At 68.0% G+C, this 24,837-nt stretch carries 21 protein-coding genes; 11 read left to right on the top strand and 10 right to left on the bottom strand.

The window, feature by feature from the left end:
- Positions 1-78: 78 nt before the first annotated feature.
- From IQ782_RS11040 to IQ782_RS11000, 9 genes are all read right to left on the bottom strand, one after another.
- The gene (locus IQ782_RS11040; RefSeq protein ID WP_194134690.1) at positions 79-1,563 is read right to left on the bottom strand and encodes a tripartite tricarboxylate transporter permease; all 1,485 of its coding nucleotides are present in this window, start codon (positions 1,561-1,563) and stop codon (positions 79-81) included.
- A 9-nt stretch (positions 1,564-1,572) separates the two neighbouring features.
- The gene (locus IQ782_RS11035; protein ID WP_194134689.1) at positions 1,573-2,217 is read right to left on the bottom strand and encodes a tripartite tricarboxylate transporter TctB family protein; all 645 of its coding nucleotides are present in this window, start codon (positions 2,215-2,217) and stop codon (positions 1,573-1,575) included.
- Positions 2,210-3,148, bottom strand: a complete 939-nt coding sequence (locus tag IQ782_RS11030) for a tripartite tricarboxylate transporter substrate binding protein (protein WP_194134688.1) — start codon at positions 3,146-3,148, stop codon at positions 2,210-2,212. Before IQ782_RS11030 ends, IQ782_RS11035 begins: the two co-directional genes overlap by 8 nt.
- Positions 3,149-3,188: 40 nt before the next feature.
- The gene (locus IQ782_RS11025) at positions 3,189-3,704 is read right to left on the bottom strand and encodes a hypothetical protein (RefSeq protein WP_194134687.1); all 516 of its coding nucleotides are present in this window, start codon (positions 3,702-3,704) and stop codon (positions 3,189-3,191) included.
- Between the two features lie 3 nt (positions 3,705-3,707).
- Entirely contained in the window at positions 3,708-5,687 is a 1,980-nt protein-coding gene (locus IQ782_RS11020; protein ID WP_194134686.1) for a primary-amine oxidase, read from the bottom strand.
- A 261-nt stretch (positions 5,688-5,948) separates the two neighbouring features.
- Positions 5,949-6,980: an AraC family transcriptional regulator gene (locus IQ782_RS11015; RefSeq protein WP_194134685.1), complete on the bottom strand. Its 1,032-nt coding sequence runs from the start codon at positions 6,978-6,980 to the stop codon at positions 5,949-5,951.
- Positions 6,981-7,092: 112 nt separating this feature from the next.
- Complete coding sequence (locus IQ782_RS11010) at positions 7,093-9,333, bottom strand: xanthine dehydrogenase family protein molybdopterin-binding subunit (RefSeq protein WP_240989236.1); 2,241 nt, start codon at positions 9,331-9,333, stop codon at positions 7,093-7,095.
- Complete coding sequence (locus IQ782_RS11005; protein ID WP_194134683.1) at positions 9,326-10,351, bottom strand: FAD binding domain-containing protein; 1,026 nt, start codon at positions 10,349-10,351, stop codon at positions 9,326-9,328. The genes IQ782_RS11010 and IQ782_RS11005 overlap by 8 nt, the downstream gene beginning before the upstream one ends.
- On the bottom strand, positions 10,348-10,848 hold the full coding sequence (locus IQ782_RS11000) for a (2Fe-2S)-binding protein (RefSeq protein WP_194134682.1): 501 nt from the start codon (positions 10,846-10,848) through the stop codon (positions 10,348-10,350). Before IQ782_RS11000 ends, IQ782_RS11005 begins: the two co-directional genes overlap by 4 nt.
- A gap of 96 nt (positions 10,849-10,944) precedes the next feature.
- Between IQ782_RS11000 and IQ782_RS10995 the strand changes: the two genes are divergently transcribed.
- The 4 genes from IQ782_RS10995 (at position 10,945) to IQ782_RS10980 (ending at position 16,528) form a co-directional block, all read left to right on the top strand.
- On the top strand, positions 10,945-11,496 hold the full coding sequence (locus IQ782_RS10995) for a TetR/AcrR family transcriptional regulator (RefSeq protein WP_194134681.1): 552 nt from the start codon (positions 10,945-10,947) through the stop codon (positions 11,494-11,496).
- A gap of 112 nt (positions 11,497-11,608) precedes the next feature.
- Complete coding sequence (locus tag IQ782_RS10990) at positions 11,609-13,729, top strand: gluzincin family metallopeptidase (RefSeq protein WP_194134680.1); 2,121 nt, start codon at positions 11,609-11,611, stop codon at positions 13,727-13,729.
- Entirely contained in the window at positions 13,729-15,282 is a 1,554-nt protein-coding gene (locus IQ782_RS10985; RefSeq protein ID WP_194134679.1) for a ComEC/Rec2 family competence protein, read from the top strand. The genes IQ782_RS10990 and IQ782_RS10985 overlap by 1 nt, the downstream gene beginning before the upstream one ends.
- 28 nt (positions 15,283-15,310) lie before the next feature.
- Positions 15,311-16,528, top strand: a complete 1,218-nt coding sequence (locus IQ782_RS10980) for a DUF2235 domain-containing protein (RefSeq protein ID WP_194134678.1) — start codon at positions 15,311-15,313, stop codon at positions 16,526-16,528.
- Positions 16,529-16,532: 4 nt separating this feature from the next.
- Here IQ782_RS10980 and IQ782_RS10975 read toward each other — a convergent pair whose 3' ends face one another.
- On the bottom strand, positions 16,533-17,432 hold the full coding sequence (locus tag IQ782_RS10975) for a LysR family transcriptional regulator (protein WP_194134677.1): 900 nt from the start codon (positions 17,430-17,432) through the stop codon (positions 16,533-16,535).
- A gap of 136 nt (positions 17,433-17,568) precedes the next feature.
- Between IQ782_RS10975 and IQ782_RS10970 the strand changes: the two genes are divergently transcribed.
- The 7 genes from IQ782_RS10970 to araD all read left to right on the top strand — a co-directional run bounded on the left by IQ782_RS10970 (position 17,569) and on the right by araD (position 24,824).
- Positions 17,569-18,474 carry a Rossmann-fold NAD(P)-binding domain-containing protein gene (locus IQ782_RS10970; protein ID WP_194134676.1) on the top strand — a complete coding sequence of 302 codons (906 nt, stop codon included), beginning with the start codon at positions 17,569-17,571 and terminating at the stop codon, positions 18,472-18,474.
- 123 nt (positions 18,475-18,597) lie between these two features.
- A complete protein-coding gene (locus tag IQ782_RS10965; protein WP_194134675.1) occupies positions 18,598-19,440 on the top strand; it encodes an LnmK family bifunctional acyltransferase/decarboxylase in 843 nt (280 codons plus the stop codon).
- A 242-nt stretch (positions 19,441-19,682) separates the two neighbouring features.
- The gene (locus IQ782_RS10960; RefSeq protein WP_194134674.1) at positions 19,683-20,465 is read left to right on the top strand and encodes a DeoR/GlpR family DNA-binding transcription regulator; all 783 of its coding nucleotides are present in this window, start codon (positions 19,683-19,685) and stop codon (positions 20,463-20,465) included.
- Positions 20,462-21,988 carry a sugar ABC transporter ATP-binding protein gene (locus tag IQ782_RS10955; protein ID WP_338092572.1) on the top strand — a complete coding sequence of 509 codons (1,527 nt, stop codon included), beginning with the start codon at positions 20,462-20,464 and terminating at the stop codon, positions 21,986-21,988. The genes IQ782_RS10960 and IQ782_RS10955 overlap by 4 nt, the downstream gene beginning before the upstream one ends.
- A 31-nt stretch (positions 21,989-22,019) precedes the next feature.
- Positions 22,020-23,027 (top strand): ABC transporter permease subunit, encoded by a 1,008-nt coding sequence (locus IQ782_RS10950; RefSeq protein ID WP_194134673.1) that lies wholly within the window; start codon positions 22,020-22,022, stop codon positions 23,025-23,027.
- Between the two features lie 44 nt (positions 23,028-23,071).
- The gene (locus IQ782_RS10945) at positions 23,072-24,025 is read left to right on the top strand and encodes an ABC transporter substrate-binding protein (protein ID WP_194134672.1); all 954 of its coding nucleotides are present in this window, start codon (positions 23,072-23,074) and stop codon (positions 24,023-24,025) included.
- Positions 24,026-24,134: 109 nt separating this feature from the next.
- Positions 24,135-24,824, top strand: coding sequence for an L-ribulose-5-phosphate 4-epimerase AraD (gene araD, locus IQ782_RS10940; RefSeq protein WP_194134671.1), 690 nt, complete (start codon positions 24,135-24,137; stop codon positions 24,822-24,824).
- Positions 24,825-24,837 lie beyond the last annotated feature (13 nt).

Here is a 24,837-nt window from a genome sequence, read left to right as displayed (position 1 = left end):
CACCGCGCGCTGAGACCGGCCGCGTCGCCGCGATGCTCGGGGCGCGACCTGTGACGAGAGCGCGCCCCGCCCCCGGCTTCAGGCCTTGTTCCGTTCCATCGCCTGCCGGCGGAGCGCGGCAAGCTGGCCGACGATCAGCGCGAGGATGGCCATCCCGAGGACGGCCGCCACTGGACGCTGGAAGAAATCGGCAAGCACTTCGACCCGCGCCATCGCCGGGCGAAACTTCACCTCCATGATCCCGCCCAGCACCAGCCCGAGGATGATCGGCACCGGCGGAAGATCCTGCCGCTTCAACACCAGCCCGATCCAGCCGAAGACCGCGGCAATCACGCAGTCAGTGATCGAATTGCGCAGGCTGTACACCCCGACAAAGCTCATCGTCAGGATCATCACGCCAAGAAAGCGCGTCGGGATGCGGATGATCTTCAGCAGCAGGTTCGACGAGACCATCATGAACAGCACGACGATCACATTGAGCAGGATCATCGCGACGTAAAGCGCGTAGACGAAATCGATCTGCCCCTGAAAGAGCTGCGGGCCGGGGATGACGTTGTGCACGTAAAAGACCGAGAGCATCATCGCCGTGAGCGCCTCGCCGGGGATGCCGAGGGCCAGCAGCGGGATCATCGCGGCGGCGGGTACGGCATTGTTGGCCGATTCCGAGGCGACCAGCCCCTCGGGGCTGCCCTTGCCGAAGGCGTCCGGGTCGGCCGAGGTCTTCTGCGCGTAGGTGTAGCTCAGGAACTGCGCAGTGAATTCGCCGACGCCGGGGATCATCCCCATCAGCACGCCAAACCCGGTGCCCGCCGCGACGATGCGCTTGTGGCGGAGGGTGCCCAGCATGGCGCGTCCCATCGAGCCGCGGATCGGCTTCGCGTCGGGGGACTCGTCGGGTCCTGAGAGCAGCACGAAGGCCTGGCTCAGCGCAAAGAGCCCCAGCACCACGACGATCAGATCGAACCCCGAGGCGAGCCACGGCTGATCGAAGGTGAAACGCTGGGTGTATTTCAGAGGCTCCAGCCCGACCGTGCCGAGGAAGACCCCGAACCCCGCCAGCATGCCCGCCGCCAGCGCCTGCCCGCGGTGCGCGATGACCACCAGCACGAGGCCGAGCAGCGCCGCGAGGAAGATTTCCTTGGAGCCGAACATCGGTGCCACCTTTGCCAACACCGGCGAGAGCACGATCAGCGCAAGGATCGACAGGATGCCGCTGCCGAACGAGGCACCATAGGCCAGCCCCAGCGCCTTCAGCGCCTCGCCGCGCCTGGTCATCGGGTGGCCGTCGTAGGTGGTCAACGCGTTGACCGCGGTGCCGGGCGTGTTGATCAGGATTGCCGGAAGCGCGCCGCCGAACATCGACGAGCCGTAGATGCCAAGCAGCATGACGAGGCCCACCAGCGGCGGCAGCGCGAAGGTGGCCGGCAGCAGGATGGCGATGGCGACGGCGGGGCCGACGCCGGGGATGGCACCGATGATGACGCCGCCCACCGAGCCGATCAGCAGGGCAAGCAGAACGTCGAGATGCATCAGCATGCCGATGCCGGAAAGGAGCATGTCCATGGCGGGGCCTCAGAAACGGGTCATCAGAAAGGAGCGGAAGCCGCCCGGCGGCAGCAGCTCGTAAAGCGCGCCGGAGGGGATGTTGACGCCCAGCAGGCTGCGGAACACGAGCACGACGCAGAGCGCGAAAAACGTGGCGACGAGCACCCAGCGTGCCGAGCGGTAGCCGAGCCGCCAGCTCAGCGAAGAGGTGAAGGCGACGGTTGCCAGCAGGTAGCCCGACCACGGAACCAGCAACACGTAGGCGAGAAACCACAGGGCGAATTCCAGCGGTCGCAGCCAGCCCTTGATCTCGGCCCATGCGCCGCCTGCCGGATGCGCCGCCAGCGCCCGAAGCAGGTGGCCGCCGGAGAAGACCAGCATGGCCCCGATCGCCACGGCGGGCCAGAAGCGCGGCTGCACGACGAGTTTGGTGCTCGGCAGCCAGTCGGTCTGGAAGGGTAGCAGAAGCAGGAGCAGCAGCGACAGGCCGAAGAAGCCCGCGGCGAAGACCACCTCGCCCGGCCCCGCGACGCGGCGCGCGCCGCCGCCGCCGCCGGTGACGATGCGCGGGCTGATGGTGCGCAGCACGCGCTGAAAGCGCGTGCCTGCCGGTTGGCGAGGACGTGGCGGAACGTCCACGCCCGGCACCGGCTCCGCGATGCGCTCACTCATCCAGCAACTCGGCGATCTTTGCGCGCGCCGCCATGTCGGCCTCGAGTTGAGCTTCAGACTCCCCCGCGTCCTGCCAGTAGATCAGCGCCCCGGTGTCAGCGGCGAGCTTCTTCGCGGCGTCCGATGCCATGACTTTCTCGGCCACCGCGGCGATCTTGTCCCGCGCCTCCTGCGGCACGTCCGACTTCACGAACAGCCCGTTCCAGAGCGCAAGGTTCAGCTCGGGCAGCACCTCGCCCACGGTGGGGGTCTCGGGGGTCAGCGGGATGCGTTCCGAGCCGATCGAGGCCAGCACCTTGATGTCGCCGAGGCAGGGGAAGACCTGCTGGAGCGTGGTGTTCATCACGTCGACGTCGCCCGAGGCCAGCGTGTTGCAGTCGAGCGCGTCAAAGGCGCTTTCATAGGCAAAGTCGAACCCCTTCGCCTTGGCCACTGCGAAGGTGATCTGCGTCGGGGTCAGCATGGCGCCGAAATGGCCAAGCGCGACCTCGTTCTCTCGGGCGTAGTCCGCCAGCTCGTCGAGCGAGGAATAGGGCGCGTCGCCCGAAGTGGCGATGACGAAGGGATAGGTGACGAAGATGCCAACCGGCTCGAAGGGGTTCGGCGCGAGCTGCGGGATGCCGATCTCGGGGCCCGAGAGCGGCACGTCCGACACGAAGGAGCCGATGGTGTAGCCATCCGCCGGGGCGCCTGCGACTTCCACGGCGCCGGGGAACGGGCCACCGCCGCCGCCGGGCTTGTTCACCACCGCGGCGGCGACGCCATATTCCTTCTGGAACGCGTCGGCGATCATCCGGGTCAGGATGTCCTCGAGGTCTCCGGGCGGGAAGGGAATGACGAATTCGACCGGCTTCTCCGGGTAGTCCGCCAGCGCCGCGATCGGAAGGGCCGCGAGGACGCCGGTCAGGGCAAGTGGGGCAATGCGTGTCATGGTTTTCTCCTGTTGGATGTGGTGGTTTTCTTATTGTTCTTCAGTTGAGGCCCACGCCCATTCCGGCGGTGGCCAGGGTCATCGGGATGATCTCGCCCAGCCGGGCGAGTTGGCCGTGCCGGAGCGCGCGCAGGCTCAGCAGCAGGCCGAAGGCCGCGTAGAGCCCCAACGCCAGCGCCGCGCTCCGCAGGTAGAGATCCGGCCCCGCCATCGGCAGACGGGAGAGCCCCTGCGCCGACAGCAGGGGTATGGCCCCGTTGGCGCAGATCGCGCTGCCGTTGAGGACGAAGAGCGCCCCCAACACGAGCGCCATCACGAGGTTCGAGGCCGCCCGGTGCGCGCAGAGCGCCGGAGCCGCGCCACGGGCCGCGAGCGGCACCAGCGCCAGCAGGGCCCCTGCCCCCAGCACCAATCCCGAGGTCCCGCCTGCCATGGCCAGCGCCATGGCCGCCAGCGAAGCACGGGCCGCCCCGCGCTGCGCCGGGCCTGCCCCCGCCATGCAGCCGAGCGTGCCAAGCGCCGCGAGGGCGAGCAGGGAGAGGTGCCAGCCGGACACGGCCTATTCCGCCGCGACCTTGTTCGACCGGCAGCACTTGGCGCCGTTCGGATCCTTCGGCACGTCCAGCGTCGGGTTGCGGTCGAAGAAGTTCTCGGGGCGCAGCTTGAAGCCGGCGTAATCCACCGGCATCACCGGCCAGTCCTCGGTGCGCGGGAAATGCGTCAGGCCGAAAGTGTGCCAGACCACGATGTCCTCGCCGTCCACCGAGCGGTTCGCCGCGGCATAGGCCGGAAGCCCCGCGCCGCCCGGATGCTGGTTCGGCGTGTAGCCCGCCGCCCACATCTCGTCGCGGTCGAACTGGGTGACCCAGAGCGACTTTGTGGCAAAGCCCGCGCGCTTAGCGATCGAGGCCGCGTCATCCGCCAGCAGCAGCGGCAGACCTTCGGGCGCCAGCACGTAGGCGGTGGGCTCGCCGAGGTAATTGGTCGCCTCGGCCGAGGAGATGCGCCAGACCCGGCCCACCTCGTTGCGAGCCACGCGCTGCGCCTCGCTTTCGGTCTCCAGCCGGGTGATCTGCCGGGTGAAGGCGTTGCCCACCGGGTTGCCCGGCCCCATCGGAACGCGCTTGACGTCGATCTCGTCCACCCGGTTCTTCAGCCCGTCGATGGCGAAGTCGAGCCGCGCCGAGAACATGTGCTGGTGCTGCGGCGCGCCGAGCTGCGGTGCGAGCTCGGTGGCCCATTCGTAGTCGCCCTCGGGGCGACCGGAGGTGAAGACGATGCCGGTCGCCTTGCACTCCAGCTCGATCTTCCCGTCGAGGTAGAAGTACCAGTAGAAGCCGTAGTCGTAGTTGCCCACCGTGACGAAGAAGGACACCACGAGGCGGCGCTGACGGCGCACGTCGGAGCGTCCGGTGAAAATGTCGGTGTGCTTCCAGAGCGTGCCGAAGTCTTCCTCGTGGATGCAGACGGCGTTCTTGATCTCGATCGGGTTGCAGAAGTCATCGACCACGGTGGCGTCGACGTAGTGGATCTCGCCCAGGCAGTCGCAGCCCAGCACCAGCGAGTTCGCCAGACGCCCGAACTGGTACTCGCCCGCGTCGAAGTAGTTCTGCCACTCGTGCGTCGGCTGCGGCTCGCCGTAGGGCACCACCATCTCGGACACCGAGGCGCGGTTGAGGATCGAGCGCTCGCGCCCGCCGTCCTTGAAGCGGATGTCGTGCAGGGTCAGCCCCTCGCGGCCGTTGAAGCCGACGCGGATGGACCAGTTCTGCCAGCTCAGCACGTTGTCCTTCATGGTGAAGGACCCACCCTGCGGCTGGGTGATGTTGAGGGGCTTCATCGTCGTGCGCTTCTCGATGGCCGGGTCGAGGTAGTCATCGTTCTGCGCGGGCACGGTCGGGAAGCCGGTGTCGACGAAGCGCAGCACCTTGCGCTCGGTGAGATCGACGTGGCAAACGACGCCCTCGATGGGGTGCGCCCAGAGCGCGTGGATGGCATCGGCGCTGGGAGCCTGGAAGCTGAGCACGCGCAGCATGCGTCGGCCTTCCTCTTCCTCGAAGCCGAAGACACCGGCCGAGAGCGGGCAGCAGAACACGGTGTCGAGATCAAGGATGCCGCGCCTGGCCAGCGCCTCGACAAAGCGCGGGTCGGCCTTGGCGATCTCCTCGGCGGCGACGTAGTCCTCGTCGAGCACCGGTCCCCAGCCGTCCACCTTGGGGTCGAGGCTGCGCTGGTGGAGGATTTGCTTGGCGGGGATGTCGACGATGATCTCGGTCAGCGCCCCGGCGGCAAGGTCGGTGACCAGCACGCCGATTTCACGCGGGACCGCGCCGCCATGGGTGAAGGCGGCCAGTGTCTCGCGGGCGGGCTCGCGCAACATGACATAGGAGTAGCGGATGCTCTCCCCGGCGAAACCGGCAGCCGCGAGTACGGACTTCAGCGTGGTGATCTCGCGTGCCGTGATCGGGTCCAGCGGGTGCTTGACGGTCTGCGCAGCGGCGACCTCGGCGGGCGGGGTTTCGGTGATTGTGTCGCTCATCTCGTCCTCTCGGGTTGCGCGGTTTCCGAAAGGCTGAAGAGGCGCGCGCCGTGCATCTATTGCGATATGCGCCATAAACTCGATAATTTGCGCCAAACGCGGCGCCGCACATCAGTTTGACGGGTCTCCGGACAGCACGTCGGCGCGGTTTTTCGCGAAACCTGTCTTCCGGCTGCATGTTTGATGGGCGATTTTTCGCAGGCTCCGAGCGCGGCGGTGGCCGAGTCGGATCATCGCGTGCGGGCCGCTGGGGTGAGTCGCCTAGCCGCGGCTGCGCGAGGGGGCTTCTCCGGTCCAGCTGCGCCAGGCGCGCCAGAACACCGTCTCGTCGGAATAGCCCAGGGTTGCCGCCACGGATTTCAGGCGGGTTCCGGGCCGGGCGAGCTGCTGCTCGGCAATCTGTCGCCGCACATCCTGCACCAGCGCGCGCAGCGAGGTCCCCTCGAGCGCGAGGTGGCGCTGCAGGCTGCGCGGCGCCATCCCGAGCGCGCCGGCGACGGAGGCGAGGTCCACCGGCGCCCGTCCAAGGTTGCGGCTGACCACCATCTGCACCCGGTCCGCCACGTTCATCTCGGGATCCTGCGCCCGCACGAGGTCGGACACGTGCCGCTCGATCACTGCGATGAGCCCGGCATCCTCGGTGCGGCGCGGCGTGTCGAGCCCCTCCGCGCCGAAGAGCAGCATGTTGGCGCTCTGCTCGAAGCGGACGGGCGCGCCGAAGAGGCGCTCCAGCAGGTCGGGGCGACGCGAGGGCGCATGGGTGAAATGCACCTCGGCGGGGCTCCAGCGGCGGTCGAAGGACTGGCGCAGCAACTGGCAGAGCGCGGCGAACGAGAACTCGGCGTCCTGTGCGCCGGAAGTCTTGTTGGCTCCGCGGATCTGGTAGCTGATACCCAGCCAGCCGTTTTCGTCCGGGGCGTCGGAAAAGATCATCTCTGTGGCGCTTTGCAGCGCCGCCAGCGCGCCGAGAAAGCGGGTGATCCCGAGCCGCAGCGTCGCCGATTGCGCCAAGAGAAGGCCCGTGGGTCCCAGGTCTGCGGGGGTGATCGACCGTCCGAGCCGCGCACCAAGCACCGGGTCATGGGTGGCGCGGGCAGCGGCCTCGAAGATGCGCAGGTAGGCGGGCAGCGAAAGTTCCTCGTAGGGATCACGCACGGTGCCCGCAGTGATCCCCTCGGCCTGCAGGATGCCGGTGAGGTCCTCGCCGCGCTCCTCGAAATGCCGCAGCACCGGCGCGAGCGCGGTGGCGCGCACGAAGGGCCGGTCGTCGGGAAGTTGTCGGGCGATGGTCATGCGGCAGCTCTGGGGTGCGATTGGCAGCGTTGCGGCCACTATCCTACGCCCTTGCGCCTCAGGGCAAGCCTTCGCCCCGGCGCGCCGCAAGGGCGCGCCGGGAGTGTGCCCGTCAGATCAGGCTCTCGGGATGGATCGGTAAACGGGTCGGCTGAATGCCGGTGGCGTGCCAGACTGCGTTGCCGATGGCTCCGACGGTGCCGGTCACGCCGATTTCGCCCACGCCCTTGATGCCGAGCGCGTTCACATAGGGATCGTCCTCGTGCACGGTCAGCGCCTCGATCATCGGCACGTCCGCATTCACCGGCACGTGGTAGCCCGCGAGGTCGGCATTGGTCAGCCGCCCGCTGCGCCGGTCGTGCACGGCCTCTTCCTGCAGCGCCATGCCGATGCCCCAGATCATCCCGCCGAGCAGCTGGCTGCGCGCCAGCCGCGGGTTGACGATCCGGCCCGCGGCAAAGGCGCCGATCAAGCGGCTGACCCGCACCTGCCCCAGATCGGGATCGACGAGCACTTCGGCAAAAACCGCCCCGTGCGAGAACATCGCGCGGTCTGGCTCGCCTTCGCGCGCGCCCTTGCCCTCGCCGCGAACCAGGTCCAGCCCGGCACGGGCGAGGATATCCTCGTAGGGTTCGGAGCGCTCGTCATCGTTGCGATAAAGCCGCCCCGAGCGCGCCGTGACCCCGGCGTTGCCCGCACCGAAGAGCGGCGAGGCAGGATCATTGGTGGCCAGCTCGGCCAGCTGACGCACCGCATCCGCCCCGGCGTTGAACAGCGCGGTCCCGGCGGTGGCGGTGTGGCCCGAGCCCCCCGCGACCCCCGCGTCGGGCAGGTCCGAGTGGCCGGAGCGGAACTCGACCTTGTCGATGTCGATCCCCAGCCCGTCGGCGGCGATCTGTGCCAGCGCGGTCCAGGCACCCTGCCCCATGTCGGCGGCCGAGGTCTCGATCACCGCCGTGCCATCGGCGCGCAGCGTGGCATGGGCCGCGGCCTGGAACATCGGGCAGGGAAACTGCGCCGTGCCCATGCCCCAGCCTTTCAACAGCCGCCCCTGCCGCATGCTGCGCGGCGCGGCGGAGCGTTCGGCCCAGCCGAAAAGCTTCGCCGCCTCGGTGTAGCAGTCGCGCAGGCCCTTCGAGGAAAACGCCATGCCGGTCGAGGGATCGGTCTCGGCGTAGTTCTTCAGGCGGAACTCCAGCGGGTCCATGCCCGCCGCCTGCGCCGCGGCGTCCATGGCGATCTCGAGCGCCGCCGATCCCGGTGCCTCGCCCGGTGCGCGCATCGGCCCCGGTGTGCCCACATCCGCCCGCCGACCGTGGTGCGAGGTGCGCAGGTTCGGCGCGGCATAGAGGCTGTGCGAGGCGTTGGACGCGCTCTCGAGGAACTGGTCGAAGGTCGAGGTCAGCGTGACCGTGTCATGCTCCAGCGCCGCGATATTACCCTCTGCGTCGAGGTCGATCTGCAACGACTGCCGGGTGGGCGCGCGGTGGCCGACCGGGCCGTACATCTGGTCGCGCCGCAGCACCAGCTTCACCGGGCGGCCAAGATCGCGCGCGGCCAGGATTGCCAGCAACTGACCGCCGTAAAGGATCGCCTTCGAGCCGAAGCCGCCACCGAGGAAGGGGCTGCGCAGCAGGATCTGCGACGGGTCGATGCCGAGGAAGGCCGCGAAAGTCTGCTTCGACAGGCCGATCGCCTGATTGGGCGTGTCGATCTCCAGCCGGTCACCATCCCAGCGGGCGGTGATGGCGTGGGGCTCGATGGCGTTGTGATACTGCTGCGAGGTCTCGACCGTCGCCGTCACGTGCCGCGCCGCGCCCGAGCGGGCCGCGTCCACGTCGCCCGAGGCGTGCCCGGCGGGGCGGCCGAAGGCGGTTGTGTCGGTCTCGAAGGGCTCGGCGTCGTCCAGCGTGACCCTCGGCACCTCGGCCTCGTAGCGCGGGGCGAGCAGCCGGGCGCCCTCGGCCGCCGCCTCTAGCGTCTCGGCCAGCACCAGCGCGATCGGCTGGCCGGCGTAGCGCACGCTGTCGTCGGTCAGAGTTTCCATCCGCCACACGAAGGGGTGGATCTTCTCGTCGGGGCTGAGGGCCGTGCGCGGCGCGTTGGCGGGCGTGTAGACCTTGACCACCCCGGGATGCGCCTCAGCGGCGGCAACATCGAGATGTGTCACCCTGCCCTTGGCGATACCTGCCGTGGCGAGCACCGCGTGCAGCAGCCCGTCCGGACGGTTGTCGGCGGCATAGGTGGCGGCGCCGGTGACCTTGAGCATCCCGTCGCGCCGCGTCAGCGCCTGTCCGGCACTCGAGCCGAGGCGCACATGGCCCTGGCCCTGCATGTTCATCAAGTCATCCATTGTCATCTCCTGCAAAGACGGAGGCGGGAAGCGCGGGCAACCGCTCGGGTGTTCCGGCAGCGGCCCGTTCCAAAGCGCGCAGGGCGATGCGCTGCGCGAGGGGAGTTTTCGCGGCGTTGTCACCCGAGGGCCGGGCGCCTTCTGTGGCCAGTTCGGCTGCTCGGGCAAAGCTCTCGGCAGACGCGGGCTGGCCCTTCAGCGCCTCTTCGGCCTTGCGGCACCGCCACGGACGGGCGGCGACGCCGCCAAGCGCCAGCCGCGCCTCGGTGATCACGCCATCCTCGATCGCCAGCGCGGCGGCGGCCGAGACGATGGCAAAGGCAAAGGAGGTGCGCTCACGCAGCTTCACATAGCGGGCGTTGCGCGCCAGCGCGCCGGGGTCGGGAAGCCGGATGTGGGTGATGATCTCGCCCGGCATGAGCGGCGGCTTTCCGGCTCCATCGGCATCGGGCAGCGGATGGAACTCCTCCATCGCCACCTCGCGCAGCCCGCCCGGCCCGGTGATTTCGACCACCGCGTCATAGGCGGCCAGCGCCACGCACATGTCCGAGGGATGCACGGCGATGCAGCCCTCGGTCCAGCCGAGCACCGCATGGTTCCGCGTTGCGCCGCCGAGCGCGCCGCAGCCGCTGCCGGGCTCGCGCCGGTTGCAGGGCGAGAGCGGGTCCTGGAAGTAGCTGCAGCGGGTGGCCTGCATGACGTTGCCCCCCGTGGTCGCGGCGTTGCGCAGTTGCGCCGAGGCCCCCGAGAGCAGCGCCTCGGCGAGCGCGGGGTAGCGCGCCAGCACCTGCGGGTCGCGGGCGATCTCGGCGTTGCGCACCATGGCGCCGATGCGCAGACCGCCGCCGCTCTGCTCGATCCTGTCCAGCGGCAGGCGCGAGATGTCGATCAGCCGATCCGGCGTGGCGACCCCGATTTTCATCAGATCGAGCAGGTTGGTGCCCCCGGCCAGCAGCGCCCCCTCGGCCCCGATGGCGGCGCCGAGCGTTTCGGCGCGGACGTAATCGAAGCGGTTCATGCGGTTTCCCTTTCCTCGCGCCCCGCGGTGATCTCGCGCGTGGCGTCGAGCACCGCCTCGGTGATCCCGGCATAGGCGGCGCAGCGGCAGAGGTTGCCGCTCATACCCTCGCGCACCCGCTCCGGGTCGAGCCCGGCCTCGCCCTCGGCGATGAGCCCGACGGCGGACATGATCTGACCCGGCGTGCAATAGCCGCACTGGAACCCATCATGCGCGATGAAGGCCGCCTGCACCGGGTGCAGCGTATCGCCCTGTGCGAGCCCCTCGACGGTGGTGATCTCGGCACCGTCATGCGAGAGCGCCAGAGCCAGGCAGGAGTTCATCCGCATTCCGTCGATGAGCACCGTGCAGGCGCCGCACTGGCCACGGTCGCAGCCCTTCTTGGTGCCGGTCAGGCCCAGCCTCTCGCGCAGGACGTCGAGCAGCGTGGCGCGCGGATCGTCGAGGGCGATCTGCTGCGGCACTCCGTTGATGGTAAGATTGAGTGTCGGTGTCATCTTTCCCTCTCTTGCAATAAGCTGGTGGGAAGCCGGGGAGCCCGGCCATGGATGATTAAATACGGAGGCACCCTCCGTTTTCAAGTGGGTTAACCTATGAACCGTGAAATAGGCCACGAAAAGCCGACGGCGAGGAAGCCGCGTGCCGACCAGTTGCGCAACCGCGAGCGGCTGCTCGATGCCGCACGGGAGGTGTTCCGCGAGGAAGGCGGAAGCCTTGAGGCGGTAGCGCGGACCGCCGGCCTTGGAATTGGCACCCTTTACCGGCACTTCCCCTCACGCGAGGCGCTTTTTCAGGCGGTCTATGCGCGCGAGGTCGAGACGCTGGAACGCCGCGCCGCCGAGGACGGGCTCGAGGACTGGATGCGCGGCGCACTTCAGCTCATGGCGACGAAGAAAGGCATGGTGGCCGCGCTCGCGCCGGTGTTCGAGCCCGAGTCGACCTTCTTCAGCGACCAATCGCAACGGCTGCGCGGCGCCATTTCCGCGCTGCATGACCGCGCCGTCGCCGACGGGCGGTTGCGCGCGGATGTGACCAGCGAGGATCTGCTTCGTGTGCTGCTCGGGCTGAACTATGGTCCGGGTGCCGATCCGGCGCGCTCGGAGGTCCTGCTCGACGTGTTCCTAGAGGGGCTGCGGGCCAAATAGCGCCCCTCCCCGCGCCGCAGGGTGCCGGGAGGGAGGAGGCGAATTAGATCTCTAAGAATTCCGGCATCCATGATATAACCCGTTGAAAGCTCTTTTCAGACGGATCATTTCAGTGCGCCCGCCATTTCCCCCGAAGCGGCGACTTCGCTGCTATTCCTTTGATCCAAGCCTCGCCGGGGATATCGGCACATGGGACATCAACGAAATTCTCATCGAGATACCCCGCGAGCTGGATGCGCAGGGCAAGCCCGGTCTCCGGCCCGGTCCTGTGGGCGAGTACATCGAGGTGCTGGACGTCGATCCGGCGAGCCGCCTGTTCTACAAGCCCGTCGACCTTGAACACCCCGATATCCTTGTGCAGGACGGGCTTTCCGCCTCGGAGAACAACCCGCAGTTCCACCAGCAGATGGTCTATGCCGTCGCCATGGCGACCATCGACCACTTCGAGAATGCGGTCGGCCGCAAGGTGCTCTGGTCGAGCCGGGTGATCCGCGACGGCAGCTACCGCCTGCAATTCGTGCGACGGCTGAGAATATATCCGCATGCGCTGCGCGCGCGGAATGCCTATTACAGTCCGCGAAAGAAAGCGCTGCTCTTCGGATATTTCCCGGTAACCTCGAAGGACAAGAAAAACACGCCCGGAACCACCGTGTTTTCCTGCCTCTCCCATGACATCATCGTTCATGAGATGAGCCACGCGCTTCTTGACGGCGTGCATCCGCGCTTCAATGAGCCCAGCAATCCCGACGTCCACGCCTTTCACGAGGCATTTGCCGATATCGTCGCGATCTTCCAGCGCTTCTCCTATCCCGGCATCCTCGAAAGCCAGCTGCGCGAGACCCGTGGCGATCTTGGCAGCGAGAACATGCTGGCGCAGCTCGCGCAGCAGTTCGGCCGTGCCACGGGCCGCAACTCCGCGCTGCGGGATGCGCTTGGCGGGATCGATCCGGAAACCGGGAAGTGGGCGCCGCGCGATCCCGACCCGCGCGCGCTCGAACAGGTCTACGAGCCGCACAAGCGCGGCGCGATCCTTGTCGCGGCGGTGTTCCGCGCCTTCACGCTGGTCTACCATCGCCGGGTCGCCGACCTGTTCCGCCTGTCCACCGGCGGCAGCGGCATCCTGCCCGAGGGAGCGATCCATCCCGATCTCGTGACCCGTCTCGCGGTCGAGGCCCGCGAAACCGCCTCGCGCATTCTGCGCATGTGCATGCGCGGGCTCGACTACTGCCCGCCGGTCGACCTGACATTCGGCGACTACCTGCGGGCAGTGATCACCGCCGACCTCGACATCGACCCCGACGATGCCGACCGCTGCCGGGTCGCATTCGTGCAAAGCTTCCGCGAATGGGGCATCGCGCCGTCCGGTGTGCGCGCCATGTCGGTGGACGCGCTGGTCTGGGACGATTTCGAGACCGTGGGGGCCAAGTCCGCTCTGCGCGCCAAGCTCCGGGCGCGCGCCCCCGGCATGGCCGGGATCGACGCGCGGATGCTGCGCGACGAGCAGGACCGATATCGCAGCGCGCTGAACAGCAAGAAGCGCAAGCTCAAGTCGGGGTTCGAGGTCTCTGACGAGGCCGGTGCCGACGCTGCGCCGGGCTCGATGACCTCGGTGCGGGCGGATCCGTCGTCCAATGCCAAGCGGCTGCGGATCCAGCCGATCCGCCCCTGGGATGATCGCGACCTGATCTGGCGGGCGATGCAAGAAAGCACCTATCCGATCTGGCGCTGGCTGAACGACGTCGCCAATGCCGACATCGCCGAGGCGCTGAACCTTGTGCTGAGATCCGAGGACGCGCCGCGCAGCGTCTATCGCAACTCCTCGGGCGACCCCACCGTCGAGGTCCACGCGGTACGGCCCATCCAGCGACGGCGGCACAGGCTGTCGGAAGAGACCTTCTACGTGGTCGAGGTGACCCAGCGCCGCCGGGGCGCCTTCGACGCGGACCGGCAGCGCCAATGGGACGAGAGCGACGTCTACCTGCCGGAGCGCGGCGATTTTACCTATCGCGCGGGATCGACGTTTTTTCTCGATCCCGTCTCTTTCGAGATCGACTGGGTCATCCCCACCGCCGGGACCGTTGCCGACGATGCCGAGCTGGAGCGGATGCGCGGCTTCCTGACCGGCGAACGGGTGCCGCGGGCCAATGCCTTCGACTCCGGACTAAGGCGGCTTGCGGGCAGCCCGGCGGGTCTGCGGGACGAGCCCTTTGCCCTGCTGCACGAGGAGCCCTGATGCCGATGCCCCAGCTAGAGCCCCCGGCAGACGGCGTCTCGGTCCGCATGTACCGGCAGGGACACGGCGATTGCCTGCTGCTCGCCTTCCCGCGTGAAAGCGGCGGCCCGCCGGTCTACATGATGGTCGATTGCGGCTACAAGCCCGGCTCGCAGATCGACGTGGGCGCGCGCAAGGTCCAGCTGGACGAGGTGGTCAACGACATCGCCGCCGCCACCGCCAACAGACTGGACGTGGTGGCCGTCACCCACGAGCATCAGGACCATGTGAACGGGCTGAAGAAATTCGCGGGGTTCGCCATCTCGGAAGCCTGGTTCGCCTGGACCGAGGATCCGGACGATCCGCTCGCCAAGGAGTTCCGCGCCCGTCACCAGGACCAGCTTCTTGGGCTCATCGAAGCGCGCAACCAGTTGCAGATGCTCGCCGGGGCAGAAGCCGAGGGCCGTGCCGCAGTGTCGCGACTGGACCAGTTGCTCGAGCTGGAGATCGGCAACGACGTGCTGCTGCCCGAGATGCTGCCACCAGCCCCGGTTCAGGTTCTGGGGTTCGGGGCGGCGGCGGATCCGGCCAACTCGCAGAACAAGCAGGCGATGAAGGTGATCAAGGACGCGGCCGGGATCCACCGCTTCCTCTCGCCGCACGCGCCGTCCTTTGTCCTGCCCGGCAGCAAGGGGGTACGGATCTACGTACTGGGCCCGCCACGCGACGCCGATCTGCTGAAGGACGAAGACCCCCGCGGCGACGCCGCCTTTCCCGGCCACATGGCCCTCGGCACCAGCTCGCTGTCGTTCTTCGCCGCCGCAACGCAGGGCACCGAGGTGGAAAGCCGGGGCGCGCCCTTTGCGCTGACCTACGGCGTTGCCAAGGACACCGCCTTCGACGAGAGCGATCCCGACAGTTTCTTCCGCAGCTACTACGGCAGCGGCCCGAACGACGATCACCGCGCCGACGAGACCCCCGACGGCGCCGACTGGCGGCGCATCGACGAGGAGTGGCTCTACTCGGCCGAAAGCTTCGCGCTCAAGCTGAACACCGGGGTCAACAACACCAGCCTCGTGCTGGCGATCGAGCTGCCGGTCTCGAAGAAGGTGCTTTTGCTCGCGGCGGACGCGCAATACGGCAACTGGATGTCCTGGGATGACGGCAGCTGGACGGTGGCGGGCCGCAAGATCACCGTGCGGGACCTGCTCGGCAGGACGGTGCTCTACAAGGTCGGGCACCACGGCAGCCACAATGCGACGCTGAAAGGCGAGGCCAGCAGCGACTATCCGAACCTGTGGTGGATGGCGACCGCCGACGGGGCCGCCGAGGAATTCACCGCGATGATCCCGGCGCATCGCGACTGGGCGCTGAACACGGCAGGCTGGGATCACCCGCTGCCGTCGATCAGGAGCGCGCTGATGCGCAAGGCGCAGGGCCGCGTCCTGGAGATCGACAAGGGCGCGCCGGACCGGCCGCCCGACCTGCCCTTGCCGGAGTGGCTGCGTTTCACCGGACGGCTCCAAGTCTCGGATCTGTTCATCCAGTATGACATCGAGGACAGCTCTGCCTGATCCGCAGAGCACCGGGGAGCGCGCCCGTATGGCAAAGAACATCGTGATCTGCTGCGACGGGACGGGCAACGAGATCGGTGAGACGCTGTCCAACGTGCTCAAGCTCTACCGCTGTGTGCCGCGCGACGCAGGGCAACGCGTGTTCTACGATCCGGGCGTCGGCACGCTGTCGAGTTCCGACAGCTGGGCCGAGATCCGGCAGAGCCTTCGGCTGGTCTTCGGCCTGGCGACCGGCTGGGGGCTCGATGACAACATCCTCGAACCCTACCAGTTCCTGGTGGAACACTGGCAAAAGGGCGACCGCATCTTCCTCTTCGGCTTCAGCCGGGGGGCCTACACGGTGCGCGCGCTGGCGGGGATGATCTACCTCGTCGGACTGCTTTCCCCCGAGCAGAGGAACCTCAGCGGCCCCGCGCTGGTGGCCTACAAGCGGGCCAGCAGCCAGAACAGCCTGCGGCACGGCTGGCGGGTGCGCCAGGTCCTGAGGACCCGGCGCGTGCCGATCCACTTCCTCGGGGCCTGGGACACTGTGAGTTCGGTGATCGTGCCGAGACCGGACCGGCTTTACCTGCCCTCGTTCCAGAAGCTGCCCTACACGCGCAGCAATCCGGGCGTCCGCGCCTTCCGGCACGCGCTCTCGATCGACGAGCGGCGGCGCATGTTCCGGCTGAACAGATGGGTCGCGCCGTCGCGCTTCAATCCCGACCCTTTCGGCAAGACCGACCTTGGCCACAGCACGAAGCAGGTCTGGTTCGCCGGAACCCATTCGGACGTGGGCGGTGGCTGGCCCGAGCCGAGGAGTGGCCTGTCGAGACTCGCGCTCCGCTGGATGATCGACGAGGCGGTGGCCGAGGGGCTTCGCGTCGACGCGCGCGCGATGGCGCAGCTGATCCCCGCGCCCCGGCAGCCCGACAGGTCCGGCGGCGGGGCCGAGGACCGCTCGCTGGCGGAGCCGGTGAACGCGTCGATGATCGGCCTCTGGCCGGTGCTGGAATATCTTCCGAAATGCCTGCGCTTCCGGGAATGGCCGTTCCGCCGCGGCTTTGCCCGGCTCTACCTTCCGCGCGGCGAGCCGCGCCCGATCCCGCCGGATGCCGACCTTCATCCCTCGGTCGTGGCACGGATGCAGAGTGACCCCGGCTACAGGCCAGAGAACCTTGCCCATCGCGTCGACGACCCGAAGCCATCCGCGCCCGCCCCGCAGGTGCCGGATCCGCAGGACAGCGCGCCGGACGGACCGGACTGATCGCTCATCCGGCGCTGCCCGCCGCGCCGATGCGCGCCATCTCCTCGGCCAGCGCCGCGCGCACCCGCGCAACGCGCGGGACGTGACGCAGCGCCTCTGGCACCACCAGCCAGACCGGCAGAACCGGCAGGCGGACGAAATCCGCGACGCGCTCGACGCGCGGGTCGCTGTCCGCGATGCTCCTCTGGAAGCCACCGACACCACATCCCGCGCAGACCAGCGCCCAGTTGACCAGCTGGTCCTCGCAGCGCAGCGGGAAGGTCTCGCGGCGCGGCTGCCAGCCGTTCTCGGCCATCACCCGCTGCATCAGGTCAGAGGGACCGTAGCCGACGAAATCCAGGGCCTGAAGCGCCTTCAGCGTCTGCGGTCGCCCGACCCTGTCGAGATAGCTGCGCGCGGCGTAGAGCCCCAGCGGCAGCTCGGCGACCTTCTGGGCCAGGAGGTCGCCGCGCTCCGGGCGGAACATGCGCAGGGCGATGTCGGCCTCGCGGTGCATCAGGTTCTCGGGCACGTCCGAGGCCACGAGGTCGATGCGGATTCCGGGTTCCTCAAGGCGCAGCCGCGCAAGCAGCCGCGGCAGGTGCCAATGCGCGACGACCCGCGCGGCGGTCACCCGCACCGTGCCTTCGAGCCTTTCGCTGGCCCCGGCCGCGGTCAGCGAAAGCCGCGCCGCCGCCGCCTCCATGTCGCGGGCGTGGGCCAGCAACTGATGGCCCATGGCGGTGAGCACCTGCCCCTCGGGGCGGCGGGTGAACAGAGGCTGTTCCAGCGCCGCCTCCAAGGCCCGGACGTGGCGCCCGAGCGTCGGTTGGCTGACGCCGTGGCGCCGCGCCGCCGCGGACAGCGAGCCCGCCGCGGCAACGCGCAGGAAGCTTTGCAGAAGAGACCAGTCGAGCGCGCGCATATCCATACATCCATGAATGGCTGACCTGCAGATTTTGGCAATCCCCATGCGATATCTTCCGTGCGACATCCTCCTTCGAAATCGATGCCCAATCCCTGATCTCCCGTCCCCTGATCCGCCGGCACCTGGAGGCCCCATGACACGCGACGTTCTCATCCTCGGCGGCTCCGGCCATTCCGGCACCGCCTTTGCCCGTGCCTTCGCCGCGGCCGGCTGGCAGGTCCGGACCTATGTGCGCGGCACCGATCCCGTCGCAGCCGCGCGCGGCGTCGCCCTGATCGTCAACGCGATGAACCCGCCCGACTACCACGACTGGCAGACCCAGATCCCGCGCATCACCCGGCTCGCGATGACCGCCGCCCGCGCCAGCGGCGCGCGTGTCCTGATCCCCGGAAACGTCTACGTCTACGGCCGCCAGCCCGCCCCCTGGAGCGCCGCCACGCCGCATTTGCCCTGCAGCCGCAAGGGCGCCATCCGGGCCGAGATGGAAGCCGCCTGGCGCGACTCCGGTCTTGCGGTCACGATCCTGCGCGCCGGGGACTTCCTTGACGGGGCGCAGCCGGGCCTGACGATGGGGCGCGTCGTCCTGACGGGCCTGCACAAGGGCCGGATTACAGCGCTCGGCGCGCCGGACGTGCGGCGCGCCTATGCCTTCCTGCCGGATTTCGCCCGCGCAGCCGTGGCGCTGTCACAGCGGGACGACCTGCCGCGATTTGCCGACATCCCCTTCCCCGGCCACAGCTTCAGCCTGACCGAGCTCTCCACTGAAATCACCCGCCAGACCGGGCGCCCGCTGCGCATCAGCCGATTTCCGTGGGCAGCCCTGCGCCTGCTGTCCCCGGTCTGGGAACTGGCGCGTGAATTTTCCGAGATGCGCTATCTTTTCGAGCACCCGCATTGGCTCGAACGTGACAGCTTCGCATCCCACCTGCCGAAGTTTTCTCCGACGCCCCTTCCCGAGATCATTGCCGGTCACCTGCCCATCCAACGGTCACAGGGTCTGCAGATGCCGGAGCCGCCGCAGCGATCTTCGCCATTCTAACACTGCTGCAACATTCTGATGGAGACTTTGCCATGCGCCCGCGCCACCGCACCGCATGCGATGTGCCACACGCCCGGTGTGGCCGCTGCGGACCCCGCGAATTGCAGCAAGAAGGTTCCAGCCATGTTGCCCACCATCGATATCGAGACGCCCGCCGCAGCCGCCCTGTCGCCGGTCTGCTTTCGGCTCGGAATGCCCCACATGAGCGCCTCCGGCGTGCGGAGATCCTGGGTGCTGCGAGAAGCCTGCCACCGGCATTGGCTGTCGATTGCCGCGCAGTCGGGCGTGACACCCTCGGACCTGCGCGACCTGACCGGCGCGCGGGTCATGGCCTCGGTCGTGGCCTGCACCCTCAAGGGAGATTCCGCCGCCTTCCGCGAGGACGATCTGTGCCAATTCGTGATGACAGAGCCGCCGTCCGCCCAAAACGGCTGGCGCAGCCAACTTCAGCTGCGCGCCCCCGGAAAGCTCCTATGCGCGGAAATCCTCACCAGCTTCGCGCGGCGCAACGGCCGGTCCAACGTCAAGCTGGGCGTCCCCGACCTAAAGGCCATGTTCCAAGCGGATCGCGGCCATGCGGCCGCGCGCCGGGCGGCGCTGTTGCGCACGCTCGGTCGCCACGATCGCGACCGGGCGCAGCGCGAGAACGCGCCGCCGCACATCTCCTTCGAGATCCTTGAGGACGACCATCTGAACGGCGTTGGACTGGTGTATTTCGCCAGCATCCACGACATGATTGAACGCGCCGAAAGAAATGCCGCCCCCGAGATCCTCTGCCGGTTCCCGATGCGCAACCGACGGGCGCATTTCTTCGGCAATCTCGATGTCGGCGACCGGCTGGAAGTCACCGCCAGGGCCAGCGTTCACAGCCTCGCGCCCAATCCTGCTGTGACGGTGCAGAGCCACGCCAAACGCGCCAGCGACGGCGCGGTCATCGCCTGCGCCGAGAGCATCTACGGCACCTGACCTGTGGATCCCGTGCACGCGCAGAAACAAGCATCCCGGAATGCTGCATGCGCATAAATGCTCACGCTCATGACGTGATTCGCTCTCCATGCGGCAATAAATGCGCACAAAGACGCTGTTTCGAAGGTTGAAAAACCTCGTCAACCAGTTGTTTTAACGCATTTTTGTTACGCATTTGCGTTTCAGTTTGCAAAATGATGCTTTTCAATCATCTTCACTCTTGGAAAGAGGAGGAGGTGACGATGAGTGAATCGCATCGCCATCACGTGATCACCACGTTGCTGGAGGAGCGGCCCTTCGTTTCGGTGAAGGAGTTGCAGCTCATGTTGCGCGTCTCCGCCGCCACCGTGCGCCGTGACATCGACAAGCTCGACGAGGCTGGCGCGGCGCGCAAGGTGCACGGCGGGCTTGCCGCACCAGAGGGTGGGCCCCGGCGCAAGACCGTGTCGCTGCCCTTCGTCGAAAACCGCGACATCGCGGTGGAAGCCAAGCGGGCCATTGCCACCGAAGCCTCGAAGCTGGTGCGCGACGGCAGCCTGATCATCGTGCACGGCGGCTCGACCTGCTTCGAGTTCGGCACCCGCATCGCCAATCGCAACGTCCGCGTCTTCACCAATTCCATGCCGCTCGCCGGCTATCTCAGCGAGCATGGCACCTGCCAGCTGACCGTCGGCGGCGGTGATCTGCACCGCGAGCCGGGCATCCTCTACGACCCGGCGCGCGGCGGCTATGAATTCTACGCCTCGCAGTTCTTCGTCGGCGCGCTTGGCGTCAGCCAGGAGGGGCTGCTGGAAAACCACCCGCTGCTGGTGCGCTTCATCAACGACATGTGCGGGCTGGCCAACGAGATCATCGTGCTGGTCGACAGCCGCAAATTCGCCGAACGCCCGTCGAGCGTGGCGCTGCCGTTGAGCCGGGTGACCCGGCTGATCACCGACGACGGCCTGTCCGACCGCGATGCCGCCATGCTCGAGGACGAGGGTGTCGCCTTCAGCATCGCCGCGACCTCAGGAGCCGCGCCGTGACCCGCCGCGACGACACACCCCTTCTAGAAATGCGCAACATCTCCAAGACCTTCGGCCCCGTGCGCGCGCTCGACAACGTTTCGCTCACCGCCTGGCCCGGCGAGGTGCACGCGCTGATGGGCGAGAACGGCGCGGGCAAGTCGACGCTGATGAAGGTGCTCTCGGGGGCCTATGTCGCGGACCGCGGCGGCGAGGTGCTTGTGGATGGCACAGCCGTTCCCACCGGCGATCCGAAAGAGGCCCGCGCCCGCGGCATCGCGGTGATCTACCAAGAGCTGTCGCTCGCCCCGAACCTGACGGTCGCCGAGAACATCTTCCTCGGCCGCGAGCCCTCGCGCTCGGGCATGGTCAACCGCGCCCGCATGATGGGCCGCGCCCGGCCGGTGCTGGACCGGCTCGGCGTCGACTTCGGCCCCGACACACGCGTCGCCGGCCTGTCGCTGGGCGAGCGGCAACTGGTGGAGATTGCCCGCGCACTCGCCTCGGAGGCGCGGATCATCGTGATGGACGAGCCGACCACCTCGCTGTCGAGCCGCGAGACCGAGAAGCTCTTCGACGTGATCACCGCGCTGACCGCGCAGGGCATCGCGATCATCTACATCAGCCACCGCATGGAGGAGGTCTACCGCCTGTCCGACCGCTGTTCGGTGCTGCGCGACGGCAGCTATGTCGGCACGCTCGACCGCGAGGAACTCTCGGCGCAGAAGCTGGTGGCGATGATGGTCGGGCGCGATCTCAGCTCGTTCTACAAGAAGGAGCATGTCGCCACGGAGGGCCGCCGCAACGTGGTGATGAAGGTCGCGGGCATGTCCGACGGTCGGCTGGTGCGGGAGTGCGGCTTCGAGGTGCACGAGGGCGAGGTGCTGGGCGTCTCGGGACTGGTCGGCTCGGGCCGGACCGAGCTGGCACGGTTGATCTACGGCGCCGATCCGGCCACCTCCGGCGAGGTCTGGCTGAACGGCGAGGAGGTCACCCCGCGCAGCCCGCGCGAGGCGCTGGAACGGGGCATCGTCTACCTCACCGAGGACCGCAAGGCGCTGGGTCTCTTTCTCGACATGAGCATCCAGCAGAACATCTCGATGTGCGTGCTTGAAGAGGACGCGGGCACGGCCGGAACGCTGAACTTCCGCGCCGCCGCGAGCCGGGCCGCCAGGGCGATCAAGGACCTGGCGATCAAGACCCCCTCGGCAAAGCTCAACGTCGGCGCGCTGTCGGGCGGCAACCAGCAGAAGGCGCTGCTGGCGCGGCTGCTCGAGGCGAAACCGAAGGTGGTGATCCTCGACGAGCCGACGCGCGGCGTCGACGTGGGGGCAAAATCCGAGATCTACCGGCTCATCGACGCGCTCGCCCGGGAGGGGCTGGCGGTGGTGATGATCTCGTCGGAACTGCCGGAGATCGTCGGCGTCGCCGACCGCGTGTTGGTGATGCGCGAGGGGCGCATCGCAGGCGAGGTCCGCGCCGCGCCGGGCCGCCCGGTGCAGCAGGAAGAGATCATGACGCTGTCGACCGGGGCCGCCGCCTGACGGCAGCCCGGCGACCGCAAGGGAGGAAAGAATGAGCGACGCGCAAGACGTGACCGCATCAGACCGGAAGGGCTCGCAAACTGCCGGCAGTGCCGCCCGGATGAAGAGCACCATCATGGCGCTCGGCATGCTGCCGGTGCTGATCCTGCTGGCGATCGGCTTTCACCTGATGACCGGCAAGTTCCTGTCGGTGAACAACCTGTCGATCGTCATGCAGCAGGCCTCGATCAACGTGGTGCTGGCGGCAGGGATGACCTTCGTGATCCTGACCGGCGGCATCGACCTTTCGGTCGGCTCGGTGCTGGCCGCCTCGGCCATGGCGGCGGTCAGCGTCTCGCTGATCCCCGACTGGGGGCTGCTGGGCATTCCGGCGGGGCTGGCGATGGGGCTGGTCTTCGGGCTCGCCAACGGCTGCCTCGTCGCCTACCTCGGGTTGCCACCCTTCATTGTCACGCTCGGCTCGCTGACCGCGGTGCGCGGCGTCGCGCGGCTGATGGGCGGCGACACCACGGTGTTCAACGCCGACCTGCCCTTCGAATTCATCGGCAACGGCAGCCTCTTCGGGGTGCCCTGGCTGGCGATCTTCGCGCTGACCACGGTGGTCGTCTCGTGGTTCATCCTGCGCCGCACCGTGCTCGGCACCTGGATCTACGCGGTCGGCGGCAACCAGGAGGCGGCGCGCCTGACCGGCATCAAGGTCAGCCTGGTGCTGCTCTTCGTCTACGCCATGTCGGGGCTGCTGTCGGGGCTCGGCGGGGTGATGTCCGCCGCCCGGCTCTATGCCGCCAACGGGCTGCAACTGGGTCAGGCCTACGAGCTCGACGCCATCGCGGCGGTGATCCTCGGCGGCACGTCCTTCGTCGGCGGTGTCGGCTCGATCTGGGGCACGCTGATCGGCGCGCTGATCATCGCGGTGCTGTCCAACGGACTGATCCTGACCGGCGTGTCGGACATCTGGCAGTTCATCATCAAGGGTCTGGTCATCATCGCCGCCGTGGCGCTCGACCGCTACCGGCTGAAGGGAGGGGCGCGGACCTGACAGCCCGCGCCGAAGACGAACTCACGCATTTCAGGGAGGAAACCATGCGTAAGATCACCACACTTCTGACCACCGTCACCTGCGCGGCCGTGCTGGCCGCTGGCGGAGCGCAGGCGCAGGACAAGACGCTCGAGAGCATCGGCATCTCGGTCGGCCTGCTCGGCAACCCGTTCTTCGTCGCCACGATCAAGGGTATCGAGGACCGCGCCAAGGAGATCAACCCCGACGTGCAGGTGACCTCGGTCTCGGCGGACTACGACCTGAACAAGCAGGCCAGCCAGATCGACAACTTCATCGCCTCCGGCGTCGACATCATCATGCTGAACGCGGTCGACGCCGCCGCCATCGCCCCGGCGGTGAAGCGCGCCAAGAACGCCGGCATCGTGGTCGCCGCCTTCGACGTCTCGGCCCCCGGTGCGGATGTCACGGTGATGACCGACAACGTCGATGCCGGGCGCAAGGCCTGTCAGTACATCGTCGACAACCTCGAGGGCGGCAGCGGCGACGTGGTCATCATCAACGGCCCGCAGAGCTCGTCGATCATCGACCGGGTGAAGGGGTGCCAGGAGGTCTTCAGCGCCAACCCCGGCATCAACGTGCTGTCGGATGACCAGAACGGACAGGCCTCGCGCGATGGCGGCCTCGACGTGATGCAGGGCATCCTGACCCGCTATGACCACATCGACGGCGTCTTCGCGATCAACGACCCCACCGCCGTCGGCGCGGCGCTGGCCGCCAAGCAGCTGGGCCGCGACGAATTCATCATCACCGGTGTCGATGGTGCCCCGGTGATCGAGGACGAGCTCTCCAAGGGCGACGGCTCTCTGATCCGCGCCTCGGCCTCGCAGGACCCCTATGTGATGGCCGGCGAAGCGCTGAAGATGGGCTACGACATGTTCCTCGGCAATACGCCCGACAAGGATACCGTGCTGCTCGAGCCCGAGCTGATCACCGCCGACAACCTCGACGGCTACAAGGGCTGGACCGACCCGCGCTGAGCCGCACCGGAACCGCCAGAACGGGACGGTGCCCCTCCGGGCGCCGTCCTCCCCCGGCCCCGGGCACAGCCCGGCGCCAGAAGACCCGACACCACCGAGAGGACCAGCGATGACGCTTGCTGCACTCAAACAGGCCGTGCTCGAGGCCAATCTCGCCACCGTGCGGCACGGGCTGGTCAAGGCCACCTTCGGCAATGCAAGCGGCATCGACCGCGGCTCGGAACGCATCGCCATCAAGCCCTCGGGTGTGCCCTACGAGGAGATGACCGCCGATCACATGGTGGTCACCGACCTTGCGGGCAGGACGTTCGACAACCGCTTCCGGCCCTCCTCGGATCTCGACACGCATCTCGTGCTCTACCGCGCCTTTCCGACCGTCGGCGCGATCATCCACACCCATTCGACCTATGCCACGATCATGGCGCAGGCCCGCCGTCCGATCCCGCCGCTCGGCACCACCCATGCGGATTACTTCCACGGCACGATCCCGGTCACCCGCGACCTCACCACCGAGGAGATCACCGAACGCTATGTCGAAGCGACCGGAGAGGTCATCGCCGAGACCGTCGGCAAAGGCGATCCGCTGGCGATCCCGGCGGTGCTGGTCGCCGGGCACGGTCCCTTCGTCTGGGGACGCGATCCGGAACAGGCGGTGCTCAACGCCATGATCCTCGAGGAGGTGGCGAAGATGGCCTGGCATGGCGCCGCGCTTGACGCCGTACCGCCGCCGATCTCGCAGACCCTGCTCGACCGCCATTACCTGCGCAAGCACGGTGCCAACGCCACCTACGGGCAGTAACCGGACCCCACTC

It is taken from the genome of Salipiger mangrovisoli (genome assembly GCF_015223355.1).
In the GTDB taxonomy this organism is placed as follows: Bacteria; Pseudomonadota; Alphaproteobacteria; order Rhodobacterales; family Rhodobacteraceae; genus Salipiger; species Salipiger mangrovisoli.
Note: the sequence above shows the minus strand (reverse complement) of the source record. Positions and strands in the feature narration are given on the sequence as shown.